At 69.0% G+C, this 18,571-nt stretch carries 20 protein-coding genes; 7 read left to right on the forward strand and 13 right to left on the reverse strand.

The window, feature by feature from the left end:
* Positions 1–250 precede the first annotated feature (250 nt).
* The 3 genes from R5H32_RS03980 to R5H32_RS03990 all read right to left on the reverse strand — a co-directional run bounded on the left by R5H32_RS03980 (position 251) and on the right by R5H32_RS03990 (position 2,442).
* Positions 251–553, reverse strand: a complete 303-nt coding sequence (locus tag R5H32_RS03980) for an FtsB family cell division protein (RefSeq protein ID WP_263336362.1) — start codon at positions 551–553, stop codon at positions 251–253.
* Positions 554–656: 103 nt separating this feature from the next.
* Positions 657–1,550, reverse strand: coding sequence for a fructose bisphosphate aldolase (locus tag R5H32_RS03985; protein ID WP_318337398.1), 894 nt, complete (start codon positions 1,548–1,550; stop codon positions 657–659).
* 97 nt (positions 1,551–1,647) lie between these two features.
* Entirely contained in the window at positions 1,648–2,442 is a 795-nt protein-coding gene (locus tag R5H32_RS03990) for an SDR family oxidoreductase (RefSeq protein WP_318337399.1), read from the reverse strand.
* Positions 2,443–2,608: 166 nt separating this feature from the next.
* Between R5H32_RS03990 and R5H32_RS03995 the strand changes: the two genes are divergently transcribed.
* Positions 2,609–3,451 carry an isocitrate lyase/phosphoenolpyruvate mutase family protein gene (locus R5H32_RS03995; protein WP_318337400.1) on the forward strand — a complete coding sequence of 281 codons (843 nt, stop codon included), beginning with the start codon at positions 2,609–2,611 and terminating at the stop codon, positions 3,449–3,451.
* Positions 3,452–3,487: 36 nt separating this feature from the next.
* Here the strand turns inward: R5H32_RS03995 and R5H32_RS04000 are convergent, their stop codons facing one another.
* Positions 3,488–4,678, reverse strand: coding sequence for a phosphoglycerate kinase (locus tag R5H32_RS04000; protein ID WP_318337401.1), 1,191 nt, complete (start codon positions 4,676–4,678; stop codon positions 3,488–3,490).
* A gap of 150 nt (positions 4,679–4,828) precedes the next feature.
* On the opposite strand from R5H32_RS04000, the gene R5H32_RS04005 reads away from it, so the two are divergent.
* From R5H32_RS04005 to R5H32_RS04015, 3 genes are all read left to right on the forward strand, one after another.
* Entirely contained in the window at positions 4,829–5,335 is a 507-nt protein-coding gene (locus tag R5H32_RS04005; RefSeq protein WP_318337402.1) for a peptidylprolyl isomerase, read from the forward strand.
* On the forward strand, positions 5,328–5,942 hold the full coding sequence (locus R5H32_RS04010; protein ID WP_318337403.1) for a peptidylprolyl isomerase: 615 nt from the start codon (positions 5,328–5,330) through the stop codon (positions 5,940–5,942). The genes R5H32_RS04005 and R5H32_RS04010 overlap by 8 nt, the downstream gene beginning before the upstream one ends.
* Before the next feature lie 86 nt (positions 5,943–6,028).
* Complete coding sequence (locus R5H32_RS04015; RefSeq protein ID WP_318337404.1) at positions 6,029–7,015, forward strand: DUF3179 domain-containing protein; 987 nt, start codon at positions 6,029–6,031, stop codon at positions 7,013–7,015.
* Between the two features lie 204 nt (positions 7,016–7,219).
* Here the strand turns inward: R5H32_RS04015 and R5H32_RS04020 are convergent, their stop codons facing one another.
* Both R5H32_RS04020 and tyrS read right to left on the reverse strand, forming a co-directional pair.
* Positions 7,220–7,975 carry a heparan-alpha-glucosaminide N-acetyltransferase gene (locus R5H32_RS04020; RefSeq protein WP_318337405.1) on the reverse strand — a complete coding sequence of 252 codons (756 nt, stop codon included), beginning with the start codon at positions 7,973–7,975 and terminating at the stop codon, positions 7,220–7,222.
* 41 nt (positions 7,976–8,016) lie between these two features.
* Positions 8,017–9,267, reverse strand: coding sequence for a tyrosine--tRNA ligase (gene tyrS, locus R5H32_RS04025; RefSeq protein ID WP_318337851.1), 1,251 nt, complete (start codon positions 9,265–9,267; stop codon positions 8,017–8,019).
* Between the two features lie 63 nt (positions 9,268–9,330).
* On the opposite strand from tyrS, the gene R5H32_RS04030 reads away from it, so the two are divergent.
* On the forward strand, positions 9,331–10,452 hold the full coding sequence (locus R5H32_RS04030) for an anhydro-N-acetylmuramic acid kinase (RefSeq protein ID WP_318337406.1): 1,122 nt from the start codon (positions 9,331–9,333) through the stop codon (positions 10,450–10,452).
* On the opposite strand, the gene rarD is transcribed toward R5H32_RS04030, so the two are convergent.
* Both rarD and R5H32_RS04040 read right to left on the reverse strand, forming a co-directional pair.
* Entirely contained in the window at positions 10,415–11,338 is a 924-nt protein-coding gene (gene rarD / locus R5H32_RS04035; protein WP_318337407.1) for an EamA family transporter RarD, read from the reverse strand. The genes R5H32_RS04030 and rarD overlap by 38 nt on opposite strands.
* Before the next feature lie 95 nt (positions 11,339–11,433).
* Entirely contained in the window at positions 11,434–12,369 is a 936-nt protein-coding gene (locus R5H32_RS04040) for a fatty acid desaturase (RefSeq protein ID WP_318337408.1), read from the reverse strand.
* A gap of 121 nt (positions 12,370–12,490) precedes the next feature.
* Between R5H32_RS04040 and R5H32_RS04045 the strand changes: the two genes are divergently transcribed.
* Positions 12,491–12,907, forward strand: a complete 417-nt coding sequence (locus tag R5H32_RS04045; protein ID WP_318337409.1) for a globin domain-containing protein — start codon at positions 12,491–12,493, stop codon at positions 12,905–12,907.
* A gap of 7 nt (positions 12,908–12,914) precedes the next feature.
* On the opposite strand, the gene R5H32_RS04050 is transcribed toward R5H32_RS04045, so the two are convergent.
* The 3 genes from R5H32_RS04050 to R5H32_RS04060 form a co-directional block, all read right to left on the reverse strand.
* The gene (locus tag R5H32_RS04050; protein ID WP_318337410.1) at positions 12,915–13,247 is read right to left on the reverse strand and encodes a YrdB family protein; all 333 of its coding nucleotides are present in this window, start codon (positions 13,245–13,247) and stop codon (positions 12,915–12,917) included.
* Positions 13,248–13,261: 14 nt separating this feature from the next.
* Positions 13,262–14,539, reverse strand: a complete 1,278-nt coding sequence (gene eno, locus R5H32_RS04055) for a phosphopyruvate hydratase (protein ID WP_318337411.1) — start codon at positions 14,537–14,539, stop codon at positions 13,262–13,264.
* A gap of 75 nt (positions 14,540–14,614) precedes the next feature.
* Positions 14,615–15,490 (reverse strand): DMT family transporter, encoded by an 876-nt coding sequence (locus R5H32_RS04060; protein ID WP_318337412.1) that lies wholly within the window; start codon positions 15,488–15,490, stop codon positions 14,615–14,617.
* Positions 15,491–15,632: 142 nt separating this feature from the next.
* Here R5H32_RS04060 and R5H32_RS04065 point away from each other — a divergent pair, with 142 nt between their 5' ends.
* Positions 15,633–16,934, forward strand: coding sequence for an FAD-binding oxidoreductase (locus R5H32_RS04065; RefSeq protein WP_318337413.1), 1,302 nt, complete (start codon positions 15,633–15,635; stop codon positions 16,932–16,934).
* Between the two features lie 14 nt (positions 16,935–16,948).
* Here R5H32_RS04065 and R5H32_RS04070 read toward each other — a convergent pair whose 3' ends face one another.
* A complete protein-coding gene (locus R5H32_RS04070; protein ID WP_318337414.1) occupies positions 16,949–17,362 on the reverse strand; it encodes a Fur family transcriptional regulator in 414 nt (137 codons plus the stop codon).
* A 150-nt stretch (positions 17,363–17,512) separates the two neighbouring features.
* Entirely contained in the window at positions 17,513–18,499 is a 987-nt protein-coding gene (locus R5H32_RS04075; RefSeq protein ID WP_318337415.1) for a calcium/sodium antiporter, read from the reverse strand.
* Between the last annotated feature and the right edge of the window lie 72 nt (positions 18,500–18,571).

Consider the following 18,571-nt stretch of genomic DNA (forward strand, 5'->3'; position numbering starts at 1 on the left):
GTGCTGTCAGTTGCGGGAAGATATCCCGAATCCCGTACTGTGCAAAATGGTCAACCGCAATCCTGCCTCCATCGCGGGCATGGTCCACGACATCGTAATAGGGCGAGTGACAGACGGGAAAGACATGCGGATCTTCCGTTGCGTCCACGCAACCGAGCCGCCTCGCCGGGCTGGTACCGGCTGCCGGTTCATCGCCCGATGATCGCAATCATTTCGTCAGATCTGACGCGTGGAGACGCCGCGCGAAGCGTCAGTGGATGACGATCTCGTCGGCGCGGATCAGGCCGAGCACGTCACGGGCGCGCTCGTCCAGCAGATCAAGGTCGAGGTAGTCGTCGGAAAGGCGGCGGGTCAGGTTCTCCATCCGCGCCACCTCGATCTTCAGCCGGTCGCGCTCGGCTGTCAGCGCCGCCTTCTCGGCCGTCGCCTGAACCCGGCGGAACACCCCGTAGTCACCCTGGACGGCGGCGAAGGTGAAATAGAAGCCAAGTCCCGATGCGAGGGCGAAATAGACGACGACACCAAGGGCGGGACGGCTCCGCGATACACTCATGATCTGCCTCTTCGCGCCGCCTTCGTCGGGCGGCTGCGAGAATCATGGCACAAGTGATTCGCGAAGGGAATCCCCCGCATCGCGTTTCGCCAGACCGGCGTTGTCAGCCGGCCACCGAGGCGTCGCGGATCGACTGGATCGTGGCGTCGAGCGTGCGGTTGAACTCGGCGTCGTCCTGCTTGGCCGAGAGCCCTTCGGTCAGCGCGCGAGAGAAGCTGGCGATCATGCCGGCGTTCTGCGCCAGAAGCGCGTTCGCCTCGTCGCGCGAATAGCCGCCCGACAGCGCGACGACGCGCATCACCCGCGGATGGTCGATCAGCGGCTTGTAGAGATTGGCCTTGGTCGGCAGCGTCAGCTTCAGCATCACGTCCGCGCCTTCCGGCAGCGCGTCGAGCTGCTTTTTCAGCTCCGCGAGCAGGATGTCCTCCGCTTCGGCCTTGTCGGCGATCGAGATCGTCACTTCCGGCTCGATGATCGGCACCAGTCCCTTGGCCAGCACCTGGCGGCCGAGGTCGAACTGCTGCGCCACGACCGCCGCGATGCCCGAGGCCGAGGCCGCGCCGATCACCGAGCGCTCCTTTGTGCCGAAGATTCCCGCTTTCACCGCCCGGTCGAGAAGCGCGTCGAGCCCGCCGATCGGCTTCATCAGCTGCACGCCGTCGGCCTTGTCCTCAAGGCCCTTGTCGATCTTGAGGAACGGCACCACGCCGCGCTCTTCCCACAGGAACTGGGCGGCGGGCTTGCCGCCGATCTCGCCGTCCATGGTCTTCTCGAACAGGATCGCTCCGATCACCCGCTCGCCGGTGAAGGCGGGAGAGGTCGCGATGCGGGCGCGCATCTGGTGGATCAGCGCGAACATTTCGTCGTCGTTGGACCAGGCGCCTTCTTGGACCCCGTAGAGCTTCAGCGCCTTCGGCGTCGAGCCGCCGCTCTGGTCGAGCGCGGCGATGAAGCCCTTGCCGGAACGCATCTGTTCTGCCTGATTTTGCCGTGCCATGTCCGTCTCCGCGCGAAAGCTTGAAATACCATGGGCGCGCCCAGCGCCCTTCCATCGCTTCTAGGCGACAGTCGGGTCGCATGCAAATGTGGTGGCGCTAACGTGCGCGAATGCGGCCGGGCCGCAGGAAAAGCGCCGTGATCCGCGTCGTCAGCGCCCGCGGCGAAAGCCGCGGCGCCACCGCGAAGAACCGGTTGAACGATCCGGTGACACAGATCCGCCGGCCGCGCTGCATCGCCCGCCAGCCGGCCCGGGCGACCGCGCCGGCCTCGGCCACCGGCAGGATCCGCAGCAAAAGCGCGTTCTCCATCTGCGCGACGCTCTGGAACCCGGTGGCCGTCGCACCGGGGCAAAGCGCCGTCACGGTGACGTTGCCGCCCCGCAGTTCCTCGGCCACCGCCTCGCTCAGCGACAGGACATAGGCCTTGGTCGCGTGGTAGACGGCCATGTTCGGCCCCGGCATGAACCCCGCCGTGGAGCCGACGTTCAGGATCCGCCCGCCGCCTTGCGCCCGCATATGGCCGACCGCGTGCTTCATCAGGATCGTCAGCGCCGTGACGTTGACCGCGATCGAGGCCAGTTCGCGGGCCAGGTCGGTCTCGGCGAAGGCGCCGTTCAGCCCGAACCCGGCATCGTTGACCAGCACCTCGATCTGTCGCCGGTGCGCGGCGCGGCGCCACAGGGCCTCGACCGCGGCGGGGTCGGACAGGTCGGCCGGCATAACCTCGACCGCGATCCGGTGGCGGGCACGCAGCTCCTCGGCCAGAGCCTCCAGCCTCTCGGCGCGGCGCGCGACGAGGATCAGGTCGCGCCCCTCGGCCGCTGCGATCCGAGCAAACTCGCGGCCGAGCCCGTCCGAGGCCCCGGTGATCAGCGTCCATTTCGCCGCCATATTCCTGCTTTCTCGATCCCGCCCGATTGTTGACCCCTTCTATCCCGCCGCCCGAGGCAAAACTGTGGCGGTGCGTGGCGGACGTCGCGTCATCGCGCGGGTTTGCCGGGGCGCCGGATGCGCCTACGCTACCGCGCGACGCTTCTCACTGCGACCGGAGGACAGGATGCAGGATCAGACCACCAGATTCGAGCGGTTCCGGGCGCTCCACGCCCGCGCGGGGGCGTTCGTCGTCGGCAATGCCTGGGACGCGGGCTCGGCGCGCATCCTCACAGATATAGGCTTCGAGGCCCTGGCGACGACCAGCGCGGGCTATGCCTTCTCCACCGGGCGGCGCGATTCCTTCGCGGCGCTGACGCGCGAGGAGGTCCTGCTCAATGCCGCCGCGATCGCCCGCGCGACCGACCTGCCGGTCAGCGCCGATCTCGAGGACGGCTTCGGAGCGGCGCCCGAGACCTGCGCGCATACGGTCACGATGGCCTGCGACCTCGACCTAGCGGGCGGTTCCATCGAGGATGCGACCGGGGATCCCGGCGATCCGATCCATGCGTTCGATCTTGCCGTCGAACGGATCCGCGCGGCGGCCGAAGCGGTGCGCGGGCGTCCGTTCCTCCTGACCGCGCGGGCCGAGAACCATCTCTGGGGGCGACCCGACCTCGACGATACGATCCGCCGCCTTCAGGCCTTCGCCGAGGCCGGAGCGGATGTGCTTTTCGCGCCCGGCCTGCCCGATCTCGACGCCATCCGCACCGTCTGCCGCTCGGTCGACCGGCCGGTCAATGTCGTGGCCGGGCTCTCGGGGCCCGCCTGCACGGTTGCCGACCTCGCCGCCGCCGGCGTAAGGCGCATCAGCGTCGGCGGCTCCTTCGCCCGCGCAGCGCTCGGTGCTCTCGCCCGGGCCGGGCGGGAAGTGCTGCGCGAGGGCACATTCGGCTATGCCGCCGAGGCGATCCCCGACGCGGAGGTGGCGCGTCTGATGTCGCAGGAACGGCCCGATAGTCGGGCCTGAGGCGCCGCCGCGCGGGGCAGGGCGGCGCCGCCGGCCTCAGTCCTCGAGCGCGGCGACGCCCGGCAGGACCTTGCCCTCCATCCATTCGAGGAAGGCGCCGCCCGCGGTCGAGATGTAGCTGAAATCCTCGGCTACCCCGGCCTTGTTCAGGGCAGCGACGGTGTCGCCGCCGCCGGCGACCGAGACCAGCCGCCCACCGCGGGTAAGTTCCGCCGCCTTCCGCGCCGCCATCGTCGTCGCGGCGTCGAAGGGCGGGGTCTCGAACGCGCCGAGCGGGCCGTTCCAGATCAGCGTGCGGCAGCGGGCGAAGACCTCGGCGATGAGGTCCACCGTATCCGGCCCGGCATCGAGGATCATCTCGTCGGCCCCGCACTCGCCCGCCGCGACGGTGCGGCTTTCCGCCCCGGCCTTGAACTCCTTGGCCACCACGACATCTGTCGGCAAGACGATGGCGCAGCCCGCACCCTCGGCCTTGGCGAGGATCTCCTTCGCGGTCTCGGCCATGTCGCGCTCGGCGAGCGATGTTCCGACCTCGATCCCCTTCGCGACGAGGAAGGTATTGGCCATGCCGCCGCCGATGACGAGGTGATCGACCTTCTGCACGAGGTTGCCGAGCAGATCGAGCTTGGTCGAGACCTTGGCGCCGCCGACGATCGCCACGACCGGCCGCTCGGGATCGCCGAGCGCGGCGTTCAGCGCCTTCAGTTCCGCCTCCATGAGCCGCCCGGCGCAGGACGGCATCCGGTGCGCGATGCCCTCGGTCGAGGCATGGGCACGGTGCGCGGCCGAAAAGGCGTCATTGACATAGACCAGCCCGAGTGCTGCCAGCGAGGCCGCCATCGTCGGGTCGTTCTTCTCCTCGCCGGCATGGAACCGGGTGTTCTCGAGCAGCAGGACGTCGCCCGGCTCCATGGCCGCCACCGCCTTCTTGGCCGTCACACCGATGCAGTCCTCGGCAAAGGCGACCTTCTGGCCGAGCGCCGCCTCGAGCGCGGGCAGCGTGACCCTGAGGCTCATCTCCGGCACGACCTGGCCCTTCGGCCGCCCGAAATGCGCCAGGAGCACGACCTTGCCGCCCTTCTCCTGGATGTCCTTGACGGTCGGCACGATCTTCTCGATCCGGGTGGCGTCGGTGACACGTCCGGCCTCGACCGGCACGTTGATGTCGACGCGAACCAGGGCGACCTTGCCCTTGAAGTCCATGTCGTCGATGGTTTTCCAGCTCATCAAGAGAATCCTTTCGGGCCGTGCGTTTTTTCAAGACTTACGCGCCAAATCGCCCGAAGCATAGGCGAAGGTCAACCGACCGGAACGCTTTGGCCTTTTCTTGCGCCGCGCCGCGCTCTAGGGTCGCCGCCGAAATCGAAGGAGGCGTTCATGCCAGAGATCAAGGACCCCGAAAACACCATCATCATGACGCTGAAGAACGGCGACGTGGTGATCGAGCTTCTGCCCGACGTCGCGCCCAAGCATTCGGCGCGCATGAAGGAACTCGCCCGCGCCGGCAAGTATGACAACGTGGCCTTCCACCGGGTGATCGAGGGCTTCATGGCCCAGACCGGCGACGTCCAGCACGCCAACATGGAGCAGAACTACAACCCCGGTCGCTGCGGCACCGGCGGCTCCGACCTGCCGGACCTGCCGGCAGAGTTCTCCAAGCTGCCGCACGATCGCGGCACGCTCGGCGCGGCGCGGTCGCAGAACCCCAACTCGGCCAATTCGCAGTTCTTCATCAACTTCAAGGACAACCATTTCCTCAACGGCCAGTACACCGTCTACGGCCGAGTGATCTCGGGGATGGAGCATGTCGACAAGATCGCCCGCGGCGAGCCGCCCGCGTCGCCCGACCGGATGATCTCGGTGAAGGTTGCGGCCGATGTCTGACGCCCGCGTCATCATCGGCGGGGTCGCCGCCGCCGCGGTGGCTGTCGGCGCCGCGTTCTTCCTCTATGTCAAGTCCACCGGCAGCGCCTCGGCGGCCGAGGACGGACCGGGCCCGAACCTCGTGATCGAAGTCGCGGGCGAGGCCAACGGCGCTATCACGATCGACCTTCTGCCCGACATCGCGCCGAAGCACGTCGCCCAGGTCACCGAATTGGCGCGCCGTGGCGCCTATGACGGCGTGGTCTTCCACCGGGTGATCGAGGGATTCATGGCCCAGACCGGCGACGTCCAGAACGGCAAGGCCGGCGGCGACCTGTCGCTCGCCGGAACCGGCGCGTCGGACCTGCCGAACATCCCGGCGGAATTCTCCGAGCATTCCTTCATGCGCGGCGTCGTCGGCATGGCCCGCTCGGCCGATCCCGACAGCGCGAACTCGCAGTTCTTCATCATGTTCGCGCCTGGAGAGTTCCTCAACGGCCAGTACACCGTGATCGGCCATGTCATCGGCGGCATGGAAGTGGTCGACGCGATCAAGAAGGGCAATCCCGACCTGAACGGCACCGTGAGCGAGCCCGACCGCATGGTCAAGGTGACGGTCGAGGACTGACACGACTTTTCACCTTCGGGTGAGACCGGCGCCCCGGCGCTGGCAAAATACCCCCGCCCGCGCCAGACTGCCGGGCGGGGGTTTCCATGTCCACGATCCGCCTGTCGGCCGGGTTGCTCCCGGCCCTCATCGCAGCCTTAGCGCTCGCCGCCGCAGCCCTTGCCGCGCCCGAAAGCTGGCGCTCCGAATGGCCGCGCACCGACTTCTCCCGTACATCGGTGGATTTCGCCGAGATCCTCTCCGGCGGCCCGCCGAAGGACGGCATCCCCGCGCTCGACGGCGCAAGGATGATCCCCGCCGGTTCGGAACGCCGCCTCGACGACCGCGAGCCGGTGATGGTCCTCGAACTCGGGAAGGCCAAGCCGCGCGCCTGGCCGATCCGCTACCTGACCTGGCACGAGATCGTCAACGACGAGGTGGCGGGCGTGCCGGTGGCGGTGACCTTCTGCCCGCTGTGCAACGCCGGGATTATCTTCGACCGCCGCCTCGGCGGGCAAACCCTGAGCTTCGGCGTCTCGGGCAAGCTGCGCCATTCCGACCTGATCATGTACGACCGCCAGACCGAGAGCTGGTGGCAGCAGGCGCTCGGCGAGGCGATCGTCGGCAAGCTGACCGGGCGCAAGCTCACCCAGCTTCCGGGCTGGATGGAAAGCTGGGGCGCGTTCCGCGCCCGCAATCCCGACGGGCTGGTGATGGGCGAGCCCGACTGGCCGCGCAGCTACGGCCGCAATCCCTATGCCGGCTACGACAGCCTCGCGCGGCCGTTCCTCTACAACGGCGAGATGCCGCCCCACGGGATCGAGCCCCTGTCCCGCGTGGTGCGCGTCGGCAACCGCGCCTGGCCGCTCGACCGGGTGGCGCGGGCGGGCGAGATCGCCGAGGCCGGGGTGCGGATCGGCTGGAGCCGGGGTCAGGCCTCGGCGCTCGATTCGGGGCGCATCGCCAAGGGCCGAGAGGTCGGAAACATCCGCGTGAGCGACGCGGCAACCGGCCGCGACCTCGTCCACGACGTCATCTTCGCCTTCGCCTTCCATGCCTTCCACCCGGACGGCACATGGATGATCGGCGACTGAGCCGGTTCCGAATGCGCGCCTGCGGCGCAAGACTTTCTTCTCGTCGTCGGCCTTCCGGCCTCCTCCTCGGCGGCCTCCGGCGGGAGTATTTGAAGACAGAAAGTGACGCATCGCCGCTCACTTTCTGTCTTCAAATACTCTCGGGGGGAGCCCCCGACCCGTCGGGGGCGTGGGGGGCAGACAGCCCCCCCGCTCCGTCGAAGCTCAGCGCGACGCGACCGTTGCCGCCCAGACGAGGCCGTAGAGTACCGGTTGATGGATAAGGTAAATGGCAAGGCTGTGGCGTCCGGGCCAGGCGAGCGCCTGCAACGAGGCGGAGGGCAGGTGCGCTTCGGTCCGGCGCAGCCGGTCCCAGACCCCTGCCTGCCCGGCCAGCCGCGCGAGCGCGATCCCGGCGAGGCAGGGGGCGAGCCAGGGAAAGACCGGCACGAAATCGACCGACGGCCGCGTCGTCGTCGCGAGGCCGAGCCAGTGCAGCCACGGCGCCTCGAAGACCTCCGGGGCCGGCATCCGCGCGATGGCGACAACCGCCGCCGCCGCCGCAAGCGTCACGAGCGCCGGCAGGCGCAGGAAAGCGAGCCCGATCACGCTCGCCACGGCGATGGAGTGGAGGATGCCGAAATAGACGAACTGCTCGGGCAACGCCATGTAGGTCGCCCCCGTGACCAGCAGGGCCGCGCCCGCGATCATCGCGAAGCGGCGCCCGAAGGCGCGCGGGCGCATGCCCTGGCCGTGCGCGAGTTCGAGGCTCACGCCCGCGAGGAAGAGGAAGCTGCCCGCGACGAGGCGCGCGAAGATCGCCCAGCTGCCCATGGCGGTGGTGCCGGGCGCGAGATGGCCGAACATCTGCAGGTCGAAGGTGAAATGGAAGACCGCCATGCCGACCAGCGCCAGCGTCCGCGCGATGTCGAGCGTTGCGATCCGCTCCGGCCGTCCCGCCATCTCGGCTCCCATCTCCATCGTCCCGCCCCGGCGCCCGGCCTGCCGGCGTCCGCTTGGGCTCAGTCCAGCACCACGAGCGCGTGGCGCTTCTTGCCGGCGGTCAGCTTCAGCGGGGTATCGAAGTGCCCCGCGCCGAACATCTGACCGGCATCGGCGGCGATCTCGTCGTTCACCCGCGCGCCGCCCTCGGCGATGAGCCGCTTGGCATCCTTGCCCGACTTCGCAAGGCCCGAGCGCACGAAGAGCTGGGCGAGGCTGATCCCGTCCGCAACATCCCCGGCCGAGAGCGCCAGCGTCGGCAGGTCCTCGCCCACGCCGCCGCGCTCGAAGACCTCGCGCGCGGTGGCCTCGGCCGCCAACGCCGCCTCGGTGCCGTGGGCAAGCGCGGTCACCGCGTTGGCGAGCACGATCTTGGCCTCGTTGATCTCGGCGCCTTCAAGCGCGCCGAGCCGGTCGCATTCCTCGACGTCGAGCTCGGTGTAGAGCTTGAGGAACCGCCCGACATCGGCATCCGTCGTGTTGCGCCAGAACTGCCAGAACTCGTAGGGCGAGAGCATCTCGCCATTGAGCCAGACCGCGCCGGACTGGCTCTTGCCCATCTTCTTGCCGTCCGAGGTGGTCAGCAAGGGCGAGGTCAGCCCGTAGACCTCGTCGTCGAGGATCCGGCGGGTGAGGTCGATGCCGTTGACGATGTTGCCCCACTGGTCCGACCCGCCCATCTGCAGCAGACAGCCGTAGCGGCGGTGCAGTTCGAGGAAGTCGTAGGCCTGCAGGATCATGTAGTTGAACTCGAGGAACGACAGCGACTGCTCGCGGTCGAGCCGCGATTTGACGCTCTCGAACGACAGCATCCGGTTGACCGAGAAATGCCGCCCGATGTCGCGCAGGAAATCGAGGTAGTTGAGCGTATCGAGCCACTCGGCGTTGTTCAGCATCAGGGCGTCGGTCGGCGCGTCGCCAAAGCTGACATAGGCCGAAAAGACCCGCTTGATGCCGGCGATGTTGTCGTCGATCTGGGCGGGCGTCAGCAGCGGCCGCTCCTCGGCCCGGAACGACGGATCGCCGACCTTGGTCGTGCCGCCGCCCATCAGGACCAGAGGCTTGTGGCCGGTCTTCTGCAGCCACCTCAACATCATGATCTGGATCAGCGAGCCCACGTGCAGCGAGGGCGCCGTCGCGTCGAAGCCGATGTAGGCCGGCACCACGCCCTTGGCCAAAGCCTCGTCCAGCCCCTGATAATCGGTGCAGTCGGCGAGGAAGCCGCGTTCCATCATCACGCGCATGAAATCGGATTTCGGGTGGTAGGTCATCGCGGTCTCGTCCATTCTCGTGCCGCAACCGCTATATCGGCGGGCGGGTGCGAGGGAAAGGGCATGATGAAGGCAAAGGCGGTCTGGGCTCTGGGTGCCATGTCGGGAACCTCGCTCGACGGGGTGGACGCGGCGCTGGTGAAAACCGATGGCGAGCGCATTCACGCCTTCGGCCGCACCGCCTACCGCCCCTATGCGGAGGCCGAACGCGAGGTGATCCGCGCCGCGCTCGGCCGCTGGCCCGGCGAGGCCGGCGTCGCCGAGGTCGCCGAGGTCGTCGAGACCGCCCATGCCGGGCTTCTCTCCACCCTCGCGGGCGAGGCCGAGATCGTCGGTTTCCACGGCCAGACGCTGGCCCATGATCCGGGCGGGCGCGGCACCCATCAGGCCGGCGACGGCGCGGTCCTGGCCGAGGCGCTCGGCCTGCCGGTCGTGTGGGACTTCCGCTCGACCGACGTGGAGATGGGCGGGCAGGGCGCGCCGCTCGCCCCCTTCTTCCATTTCGCCTGCGCGAAATGGATCGGCGCCACCCAGCCCCTCGCCTTCCTCAATCTCGGCGGGGTCGGCAACCTCACATGGCTCGACCCATCGGCCCCGGCGCCGGAAGCGCCCGGCGCCTGTCTCGCCTTCGATACCGGCCCCGCCAACGCGCCGGTCAACGACCTCATGCAGGCGCGGCGCGGCCTCGGCCTCGACGAGGGCGGTGCGCTCGCCGCCGGGGGCAGGCCCGACGAGGATGTCGTCGCCCGCTTTCTCGATCACCGTTATTTCCGAAAGATGCCGCCGAAATCGCTCGACCGGAACGATTTCCACGGCCTCCTCGCAGCAGTCGAACAGCTCGCCGACGCCGATGCCGCCGCGACGCTGACCGCCGCCGCCGCCGCCGCCGTGGCGCGCGGAGCGGGGCATTTCCCGGCCCCGGTCGCGCGGATCCTGGTCACAGGCGGCGGACGCCACAACAGGACGCTGATGGCGATGCTGGCGCGCCTGGTGGAGTGCCCGGTCGAGCCGGTCGAGGCGGCGGGCCTTGATGGCGACATGCTCGAGGCGCAGGCCTTCGCCCACCTCGCGGTGCGGGTGATGCGCGGACTGCCGACCTCCTGCGCCACGACCACCGGGGTCGCGGCCGCGGTCGGCGGCGGCCGGGTCAGCCGGCCCGCCGCCGCCGCTTCCGCGACTGTCTGAGCATCGAGCCGGTATAGAGGAAGAGCGCCGCCCAGATCATCGGGAAGGCCAGTGCGCGGGCGCTGCCGAAGGGTTCGCCGAAGACGAAGACCGCGGTGAGGAGGATCATCGTTGGTGTGATGTACTGCATGATCGCGATGGTCGAGAGCTTGAGGAGCTTCGCGCCATTGGCATAAAGGATGAGCGGCACCGCCGTCACCACGCCGCAGCCAAGCAGCATCAGGGTGTCGAAGGGCACGCCATGCAGGAAATGGCTCTCGCCCCTGGCGGCCAGCCAGAGCACATAGAACAGTGCCGGTGGCGTCAGCAGCAGCACCTCGAGCATGAAGCCCTGGTTCGGTCCGATCGGCAGCTTCTTCTTGAGGAACGCGTACCCCCCCCAGGTCAGCGTCAGCGCCAGCGCGACGATGGGCAGCCGCCCCGCCTCGAAGGTCAGTATCGCGACAGCGACGGCGGCGAGGCCGATCGCCAGCCATTGCGCCGGGCTCAGCCTCTCGCGCAGGAGGACCGCGCCGAGAAGGACCGAGATGAGCGGGTTGATGTAGTAGCCGAGTGCTGCCTCCAGCGCCTGGCCCGAGCCGATCGCCCACACATAGATGCCCCAGTTGAGCGAGATCAGCACCGCCGTCACCGCCGCCATCGCCACCATGCGCGGGTTGCGGAGCGCGGCACGCAGGTCCGCCGTGCGGCCGAGCGCGACGAGGATCAGCCCCGCGACCGGCACCGACCAGAGTACCCGGTGGGCGATGACCTCGGCCGGCGTCACATGGGCCAGCGCCTTCATGTAGAGCGGCAGGAAGCCCCAGAGCAGATAGGCCGAAAGCGCGAATCCGAAGCCGGCAAGGCTGTCGTCGCTCTTCGGGGCGGGGATCGGGGCGTCTGTCATCGGCGGCTCGGGGTCGGGAACGCCGCCTGCCTACCGGATAGGGCGGGACGACGCCATGCGAACATTGTGGCGGGTACATTCCCGCCCGGAGCCGTTCAGTGCCGCCGCGCGAGATAGTCGCGGGTGAAGGCGGCGTAGCCGTCGGCGGTGACCTTCAGCTCGTTCCGGATCAGCCGGTGCAGCGCGGGCAGCTTGTGGAACGGGACCGCCGGAAAGACGTGGTGCTCGACATGGTAGGGCATGTTCCAGGCGAGGAACCGCACGATCCGGTTGGTGAAGGTGGTTCGGGTGTTCTCGAACATGTTCGCGACCGTCGGGCAGTCGCCGTGCTCGGCGAGAAGATAGAGCCGGAGGAACGGCTGGCCGAGGAGGACCGGCACCAGCCAGACCCAGATGAGGACCGGCGACCAGAAAAGCGTGAGCGCCGCCACCGCGTAGAGCGCGAGCATCACCCGCGCCTCGCGCTCGGCGCGGCCGCGCGCGGCGTCGGGCAGGAAGGCGGGCCGCTCGCGCCCGAGCACCAGCCGCCAAAGAAGCCGCGCGTTGGCCCACCAGACCGGCAGGCCCGAGAGATGCCGGACCCAGCCGCGAATATCCGCCGGCTTCTCACCCTCGAGCTCGGGGTCGCGGCCGGGAAGGTTGGTGAAGCGGTGATGCGCGAGGTGGAAGTAGCGGAACCACTCGAAGGGCAGCAGGATCAGGAGGCCGCAGACGCGACCGACCCAATCACTGAGGCGCGTCGACTGGAACGGCGTGCGGTGGGTGCATTCATGCTCGAGCGTGAAGAGGAAGATCACCAGCACGCCCTGGACCGGCAAGAGGAGCGGCCAGACCGGCACGCGAAGCGCGATGAGCGCGCCTGTCAAAAGGATGAGCCCGCCATGCAAGGCCAGATGGACGAGCCCGGCATGGTCGCTCGTCTCGGTCAGCGCCGCCTTCTCGGCCGCGGGCAGCGCGGCGAGAAACGACCGGTGGTCGATCTCCCCCTGCGGTTTTCCACCCTGATGCGCTATACTGGTCTGGGACGTCATGGCGCATCCTCGCCGAAACTCCACCCTCCGGCAAGCGGGAGCGTGGGACTTGAGATGGGTCAAGGCGCGCCCGTGCCCGGTCCGGCAAAGTGACGCGAAAACAAACAGAAAGGAAGGTTCGATGTCGCTATCCAAGCGCCAGGTCGCGATGATCCGCGAGAGCTTTCACCGGCTCAGGGAACGGCTCGAGCCCGCCTCGGTCTATTTCTACGAGGCATTGTTCCGCCTCGACCCCTCGCTCCGGACGATGTTCCGTGACGATCTCGCGGGACAGGGCATGAAGTTCATGACAACTCTCGGGATCGTGATCGAGAACCTGGATCACCCCGAGGCGCTGGGCGAGCGGTTCGCCGAACTCGGTCGCGGCCATGCGCTTATCGGCGTCAAGGCCGCGCATTTCGCACCGATGGGCGAGGCGCTGATCGAGACGCTGCGCAACGAACTCGGCGGCGAGTTCACGCCCGAGCTGGAAGAGGCCTGGCGCGCCGCCTACGCGGAGCTTTCCGAACGCGTGATCCGCCGCGGCGGGATCGAATGATCGAGGTTCACAGCGCGCCGAGCCGCAGAGCGATCACAAGATGCAAGATCGATGCCGCGGCGAAGGCCGCGGCCCAGGCCGGGCCGTGACTGGCCGCCAAGGCGACGCTTCCCGCCGCGAACATCACTGCCTTGAACGCCAGCAGCCCCGCGCCGGTCAGCCGGTGCCCCGATTTCGGTGCGGCGAAATATCCCCAGAGCGCCATCGTGGCGAATGCCGCCAGCGCGGCCAGAACCCAGCCCGCAATCCCTGCCCCGCCGAGCCCGTAGCCGAACCGCGCGACCGCGACGACCAGCATGAGTTCCAGCAGGAACGCCAGCGCCATGTTGGCCGCGCGCATCGGACCGCTCGGCCTCAGCCCCTCAGGATCGAGGCGCCGGCGTATTCCGCCGTCTCGCCCAGCATTTCCTCGATGCGGATGAGCTGGTTGTACTTCGCGAGCCGGTCGGAGCGGGCGAGCGAGCCGGTCTTGATCTGGCCGCAGTTGGTCGCTACCGCGAGGTCGGCGATGGTCGCGTCCTCGGTCTCGCCCGAGCGGTGCGACATCACGTTGGTGTAGCGGGCGCGGTGGGCCATGTCGACGGCCTGCAGGGTTTCGGTCAGCGTGCCGATCTGGTTGACCTTCACAAGCATGGAGTTGGCGCAGCCCTTCGCGATGCCTTCGGCGAGGCGGGCGGGGTTGGTGACGAAAAGGTCGTCGCCGACGAGCTGGCATTTCGCCCCGAGGACGTCGGTGAGATGCTTCCAGCCCGCCCAGTCATCCTCGGCGCAGCCATCCTCGATCGAGATGATCGGGTAGTCCTTCACCAGCGCTTCGAGATAGGCGACGTTCTCTTCGGAAGAAAGGGTTTTCCCTTCTCCGGAAAGCACATACTTGCCGTTCTTGAAGTATTCCGTCGAGGCGCAGTCGAGCGCGAGATAGATATCCTCGCCCGGCGTGTAGCCGGCCTTCTCGCTCGACTTCAGGATGAAGTCGAGCGCGTCGCGGGTTGACGATAGGTTCGGCGCGAAGCCGCCCTCGTCGCCGATCCCGGTGGAGAGCCCGGCCGCCGACAGTTCCTTCTTCAGCGTGTGGAAGACCTCCGAGCCCATCTGCACCGCGCCGCGGATGTCGGGGGCGGCGACCGGCATGATCATGAATTCCTGGATGTCGATCGGGTTGTCGGCATGTTCGCCGCCGTTGATGATGTTCATCATCGGCACCGGCAGGACCCGCGCCGAGGTGCCGCCGACATAGCGGTAGAGGGGCTGCATGGTGAAGTCCGCCGCCGCCTTGGCGACCGCGAGCGAGACGCCGAGGATCGCGTTGGCGCCGAGCCGGCCCTTGTTCTCGGTGCCGTCGATCTCGATCATCAGCCGGTCGATGGCGACCTGCTCGGTCGCGTCCTCGCCGATCAGGTTCTCGGCGATCTCGCCGTTGACGGCCGCGACCGCCTCGAGGACGCCCTTGCCCATGTAGCGCGACTTGTCGCCGTCGCGCTTCTCGACCGCCTCGTGGGCGCCGGTGGAGGCGCCTGACGGGACCGCGGCGCGGCCCATCGTGCCGTCTTCCAGCGTCACGTCGACCTCGACCGTCGGGTTGCCGCGGCTGTCGAGGATCTCGCGGGCGTGGATGTCGATGATGGTGCTCATGTTCGTCGGTCCTTTCGGCGGGAAATGGCTTTTGGCCGGGTGTTTACGCGCTCGCGCGCCGTGAGGGAAGAGAGATCACGCCGCCACCGCGGCGCGCGCCACCTTCCGCTCCCTGAGATAGGTGTAGAAGGCCGCCGAAAGGATCAGCGCCGCGCCGGCGAGCGTCATCGCGTCGGGCCGTTCGGCGAAGACCGCGACGCCGATCGCGAGCGAGAAGACCAGCCGCGCGTAGCGGAACGGCATCAGCGCCGAGGCCTCGGCGTCGCGCATCGCCGCGACGATCGCGTAATAGCCCGCGGTGCCGCAGAGGATCGCGGCGCCGATCTGCGCGCCCGCGGTGGCGGTGATCGCCGCCGGCGCCGGCCCGAGGACGAGCAGGAGCCCGCCCGCGACGACGAGCGCGAAGAAGCCGTGGAACGACACCGCGAGCGAGGGCACCTCGGCCGGGATCCGCCGGGTGACGAGGTCGCGGAGCGCGATCGCCGCCACGCTGACGAGGACGAGCCCGGCCTCGGGCCGGAAGCCCTCGAGACCGGGGCGCAGGATCATCAGGACGCCCGCGAACCCCGCGCCGACCGCGCCCCAGCGCCGCCAGCCCACGGCCTCGCCGAAGACCAGCGCCGCGCCTGCCGTGACCGCGAGCGGCGTCGCCTGGAAGACCGCGGCGACCGTCGAGATCGGCACCAGCGACAGCGCGGTCACGAAGGAGACCGCCGCGACCGCCTCGGCGAGGCTGCGCAGCGCCACCTGGCGCACCGCGAGCGCCGCCCCGATCCGCCGCCAGCCCGCGGGTCCGGTCAGCGCCGCGAAGACCGCCGCACCGCCGAAGCCGAGGCAGATGAGCACCTGGCCGACCGGCAGGCTCGCGGTCAGCACCTTGATGAAGGCGTCCTCGACCGAGAAGGCGGCCATAGAGAAGAGGACGAGAAGGATGCCGTGGAGGTTCTTCATGCGGGCCACCTTGCACTCGGACGCGCCGTGCAGAGCGCAATCGGGCGTCGCGCGCAAGCGAATTCGGACCCCGTCGCGGAATGAAAAGCCCCCTTGGCGGGGCGGCAAGTGCGCTCTACCACTTGCGAAAACGGGGAGGACAATGGGACTCGAGGACAGAAGCGGCTGGATCGCGCTGGCGGGGCAGGCGGCGGCGTTTCCCGCCGTGGCGGGCGATGTGACGGCAGATTACGCGATCGTCGGCGGCGGCGTGACCGGCCTCGCCGCGGCGCGCAGGCTGGCCGAGATCGCACCCGGAAAGCGGATCGTGCTGATCGACGGCAAGCGGCTCGGGCAGGGCGCCAGCGCGCGCAATTCGGGCTTCGCCGTCGCCCATGAAAGCCCGGTCCATGCCGACCTCAATTCTCCGGAAGGACGCGCACGCTACGCTCTGACGAACCGGATCGACCGCGCCGGCGTGGCCGAGCTTCACCGCCTCGTGGCGGCACATCGCATCGACTGCGACTGGGAGGACACCGGCACGATCTACGCCGCGCACAACATGGCGAATTTCGCCACCCTGCGCCGGCACTGGAATAGCTTCACAGAGCTCGGGATCGACGCAGACCTGATCGAGCGCGACGCCCTTGCGCGCCGCCTCGGAACCGGTCATTACGGCCTCGGCGTCGAGACCCGGGGCGGCGCGCTCCTGCAACCCGGCAAGCTCCTGCGTGGCCTCGTCGAGGCCCTCCCGCCCGCGGTCGAAGCCTTCGAGAATTCGCCCGTTCGGCGGATCGCCCGCGCTGGCGCGGGCTGGGCGCTTGAACTCGACTTCGGCACCGTCCGCGCGGCAAAGGTCATCGTCGGCGTCAACGCCTTCCTGCCGAGGCTCGGGCTGAAACGGATGCGGGTCTTCCCTCTCGCTTTGACGGCGAGCCTGACGCGCGCCCTGAGCGCGGAGGAGGAGGAGCGGATCGGCCGCCCCGACAGCTGGGGCATCCTCTCGCCGCGCCCGCTCGGGGCCACGGTGCGGCTGACACGGTCGCGCCGAATCCTGATCCGCAACACCGCAGAATATGCGCCCGGCGGGATAACTCCGTCGATGCTCGCGGCGCGGCGCCGGGTTCATGCCGAGGGGCTCGCCCGCCGCTTCCCCTTCCTCGGGGAGGCTGATATCGAGCACAGCTGGTCCGGCGCGGTCTGCATCAGCCGCAACGAACGGCCCGTCTTCGAGGAGACCGCGCCCGGTCTCTTCCTTTGCGGCTGCTACAACGCCTCGGGACTGTCGCGCGGCACGATCCTCGGCCGCCTGATCGCGGATCTGGCCGAGGGCGGTGCTGACCCGCTCCTTGCTGACGCCATCGCGCTCGGCGGGCCGAACCTGATCCCGCCGAGGCCGGTCTTCGATATCGGAGCGAAGTTCAGGCTCGCCTGGGAGCGGCGGCGCGGCGCGACCGAGATCTAAGCCCGAGCCCCGCGTCAGGTCTTCTTCAGCGGCACCCCGAACAGCTCCAGCCGGTGGCCCTTCAGCCGGTAGCCGAGGCGCTTGGCGATTTTGTCCTGCAGCGCCTCGATCTCCGCGTCGACGAACTCGATCACCTCGCCGGTCGTGAGGTCGATGAGATGGTCGTGATGCTCGCGCTCGGCATCCTCGTAGCGCGCCCGGCCGTCGCCGAACTCGAGCTTGTCGAGGATCCCCGCCTCGTCGAAGAGCTTCACCGTCCGGTAGACCGTCGCGAGCGAGATCTTCGGATCGACGGCGCAGGCGCGGGCATAGAGCACCTCGGCATCCGGGTGGTCGTCGGATTCCTCCAGCACGCGCGCGATGACCCGCCGCTGCTCGGTCATCCTGAGGCCCTTGGCCTCGCAGCGTTCGATGATCGACAGGCGCATGGCCGCTCCGGATTGCGTGGTCCTAGCGGTTTAGGGGAAATCTCGCGGGGGGTGAAGGCCGAAATGCCGGGGCGGCGGCTGCGGCGCCGGGGGCAGGGGACGGCGCGCCGCCTCCGTGACAGGCACCCGGGGCCCCGGGAGGCTGCGGGCTCAGACCGGCCAGATCCACCAGACATAGCCGCCGTAGCCCGCGAGCAGCGCGGCCCCCTCGCGTCTCGTGATGCGAAACCCGGTAAGGGCGGCGGCGATCAGCAGGGCGGACGCCACGACCATCGCCGGGCTGTCGAACCGCACGATCTGCTCGGGCACCTCGGTCGGCGCGATCAGCGCGGTGACGCCGCCGATGCCGAGGATGTTGTAGATGTTCGAGCCGACGATGTTGCCGAAGGCGACGTCGCTCTGGCGGCGGATGGCGGCGACGACCGAGGTCACCAGCTCGGGCATCGAGGTTCCGACCGCGACGATGGTGAGCCCGATCACGGTTTCGGAGATCGCCATCGACCGCGCCAGCGCCACCGCGCCGTCGACCAGGAAGCCGCCGCCGATCACGACGAGGACGAGCCCGCCAATGGCCGTCGCGAGCGACTGCGGCATTCCCGGCCCGGCGACGGGCGAGGGGGTGACCGCGGGATCGACGGCTTCGAGCGCCGCGGCCTTGTCGTAGGCGGCGCCGTGATCGGCGCCCGCCGAGACCCGCTCCATCCGGAAGGCGAGGTAGACGTAGAGCGCGAGTGCGGCGACGAAGACCAGCCCGACGCCGCGCGACATCGGCATGGCCCAGACGATCGCGGCGAAGGCCAGGGCGACGCCAAGCATGACGCCGCCGTCGCGGCGGAGCGCGGCCGAACTGACCGCGATCGGCGCGAGCAGCGCCGCGGTGCCGCCGATCAGGAGGATGTTGGCGATGTTCGAGCCGACGATGTTGCCGTAGGCGATGCCCGGAGATCCGTCGAGCGCGGCCCGGACCGATGTCACCAGCTCGGGCATCGAGGTGCCGAAGCCCACCAGCGTGAGGCCGATCACCAGCGGCGAGACGCCCAGCCGCTCGGCGACGCGCACCGCGCCCCGCACCAGAAACTCGCCGCCAAGGACGAGGAGAACGAGACCGCCGAGGAGCGGAAGCCAGATGTCGAACATGTTGGGCCTTTATGTGTCGGTGGGAGCCGTCGGCCCTAGATGCGGATCGCGCCACCACAGCTGCAAGGGGGC

The organism is Defluviimonas sp. D31 (genome assembly GCF_033436765.1).
Classification (GTDB): Bacteria; Pseudomonadota; Alphaproteobacteria; order Rhodobacterales; family Rhodobacteraceae; genus Albidovulum.

Coding starts and splice junctions, on each gene's coding strand:
- R5H32_RS03980 (WP_263336362.1), bottom strand. CDS start 553: ATGAGTGTATCGCGGAGCCGTCCCGCCCTTGGTGTCGTCGTCTATTTC.
- R5H32_RS03985 (WP_318337398.1), bottom strand. CDS start 1,550: ATGGCACGGCAAAATCAGGCAGAACAGATGCGTTCCGGCAAGGGCTTC.
- R5H32_RS03990 (WP_318337399.1), bottom strand. CDS start 2,442: ATGGCGGCGAAATGGACGCTGATCACCGGGGCCTCGGACGGGCTCGGC.
- R5H32_RS03995 (WP_318337400.1), top strand. CDS start 2,609: ATGCAGGATCAGACCACCAGATTCGAGCGGTTCCGGGCGCTCCACGCC.
- R5H32_RS04000 (WP_318337401.1), bottom strand. CDS start 4,678: ATGAGCTGGAAAACCATCGACGACATGGACTTCAAGGGCAAGGTCGCC.
- R5H32_RS04005 (WP_318337402.1), top strand. CDS start 4,829: ATGCCAGAGATCAAGGACCCCGAAAACACCATCATCATGACGCTGAAG.
- R5H32_RS04010 (WP_318337403.1), top strand. CDS start 5,328: ATGTCTGACGCCCGCGTCATCATCGGCGGGGTCGCCGCCGCCGCGGTG.
- R5H32_RS04015 (WP_318337404.1), top strand. CDS start 6,029: ATGTCCACGATCCGCCTGTCGGCCGGGTTGCTCCCGGCCCTCATCGCA.
- R5H32_RS04020 (WP_318337405.1), bottom strand. CDS start 7,975: ATGGAGATGGGAGCCGAGATGGCGGGACGGCCGGAGCGGATCGCAACG.
- tyrS (WP_318337851.1), bottom strand. CDS start 9,267: ATGACCTACCACCCGAAATCCGATTTCATGCGCGTGATGATGGAACGC.
- R5H32_RS04030 (WP_318337406.1), top strand. CDS start 9,331: ATGATGAAGGCAAAGGCGGTCTGGGCTCTGGGTGCCATGTCGGGAACC.
- rarD (WP_318337407.1), bottom strand. CDS start 11,338: ATGACAGACGCCCCGATCCCCGCCCCGAAGAGCGACGACAGCCTTGCC.
- R5H32_RS04040 (WP_318337408.1), bottom strand. CDS start 12,369: ATGACGTCCCAGACCAGTATAGCGCATCAGGGTGGAAAACCGCAGGGG.
- R5H32_RS04045 (WP_318337409.1), top strand. CDS start 12,491: ATGTCGCTATCCAAGCGCCAGGTCGCGATGATCCGCGAGAGCTTTCAC.
- R5H32_RS04050 (WP_318337410.1), bottom strand. CDS start 13,247: ATGCGCGCGGCCAACATGGCGCTGGCGTTCCTGCTGGAACTCATGCTG.
- eno (WP_318337411.1), bottom strand. CDS start 14,539: ATGAGCACCATCATCGACATCCACGCCCGCGAGATCCTCGACAGCCGC.
- R5H32_RS04060 (WP_318337412.1), bottom strand. CDS start 15,490: ATGAAGAACCTCCACGGCATCCTTCTCGTCCTCTTCTCTATGGCCGCC.
- R5H32_RS04065 (WP_318337413.1), top strand. CDS start 15,633: ATGGGACTCGAGGACAGAAGCGGCTGGATCGCGCTGGCGGGGCAGGCG.
- R5H32_RS04070 (WP_318337414.1), bottom strand. CDS start 17,362: ATGCGCCTGTCGATCATCGAACGCTGCGAGGCCAAGGGCCTCAGGATG.
- R5H32_RS04075 (WP_318337415.1), bottom strand. CDS start 18,499: ATGTTCGACATCTGGCTTCCGCTCCTCGGCGGTCTCGTTCTCCTCGTC.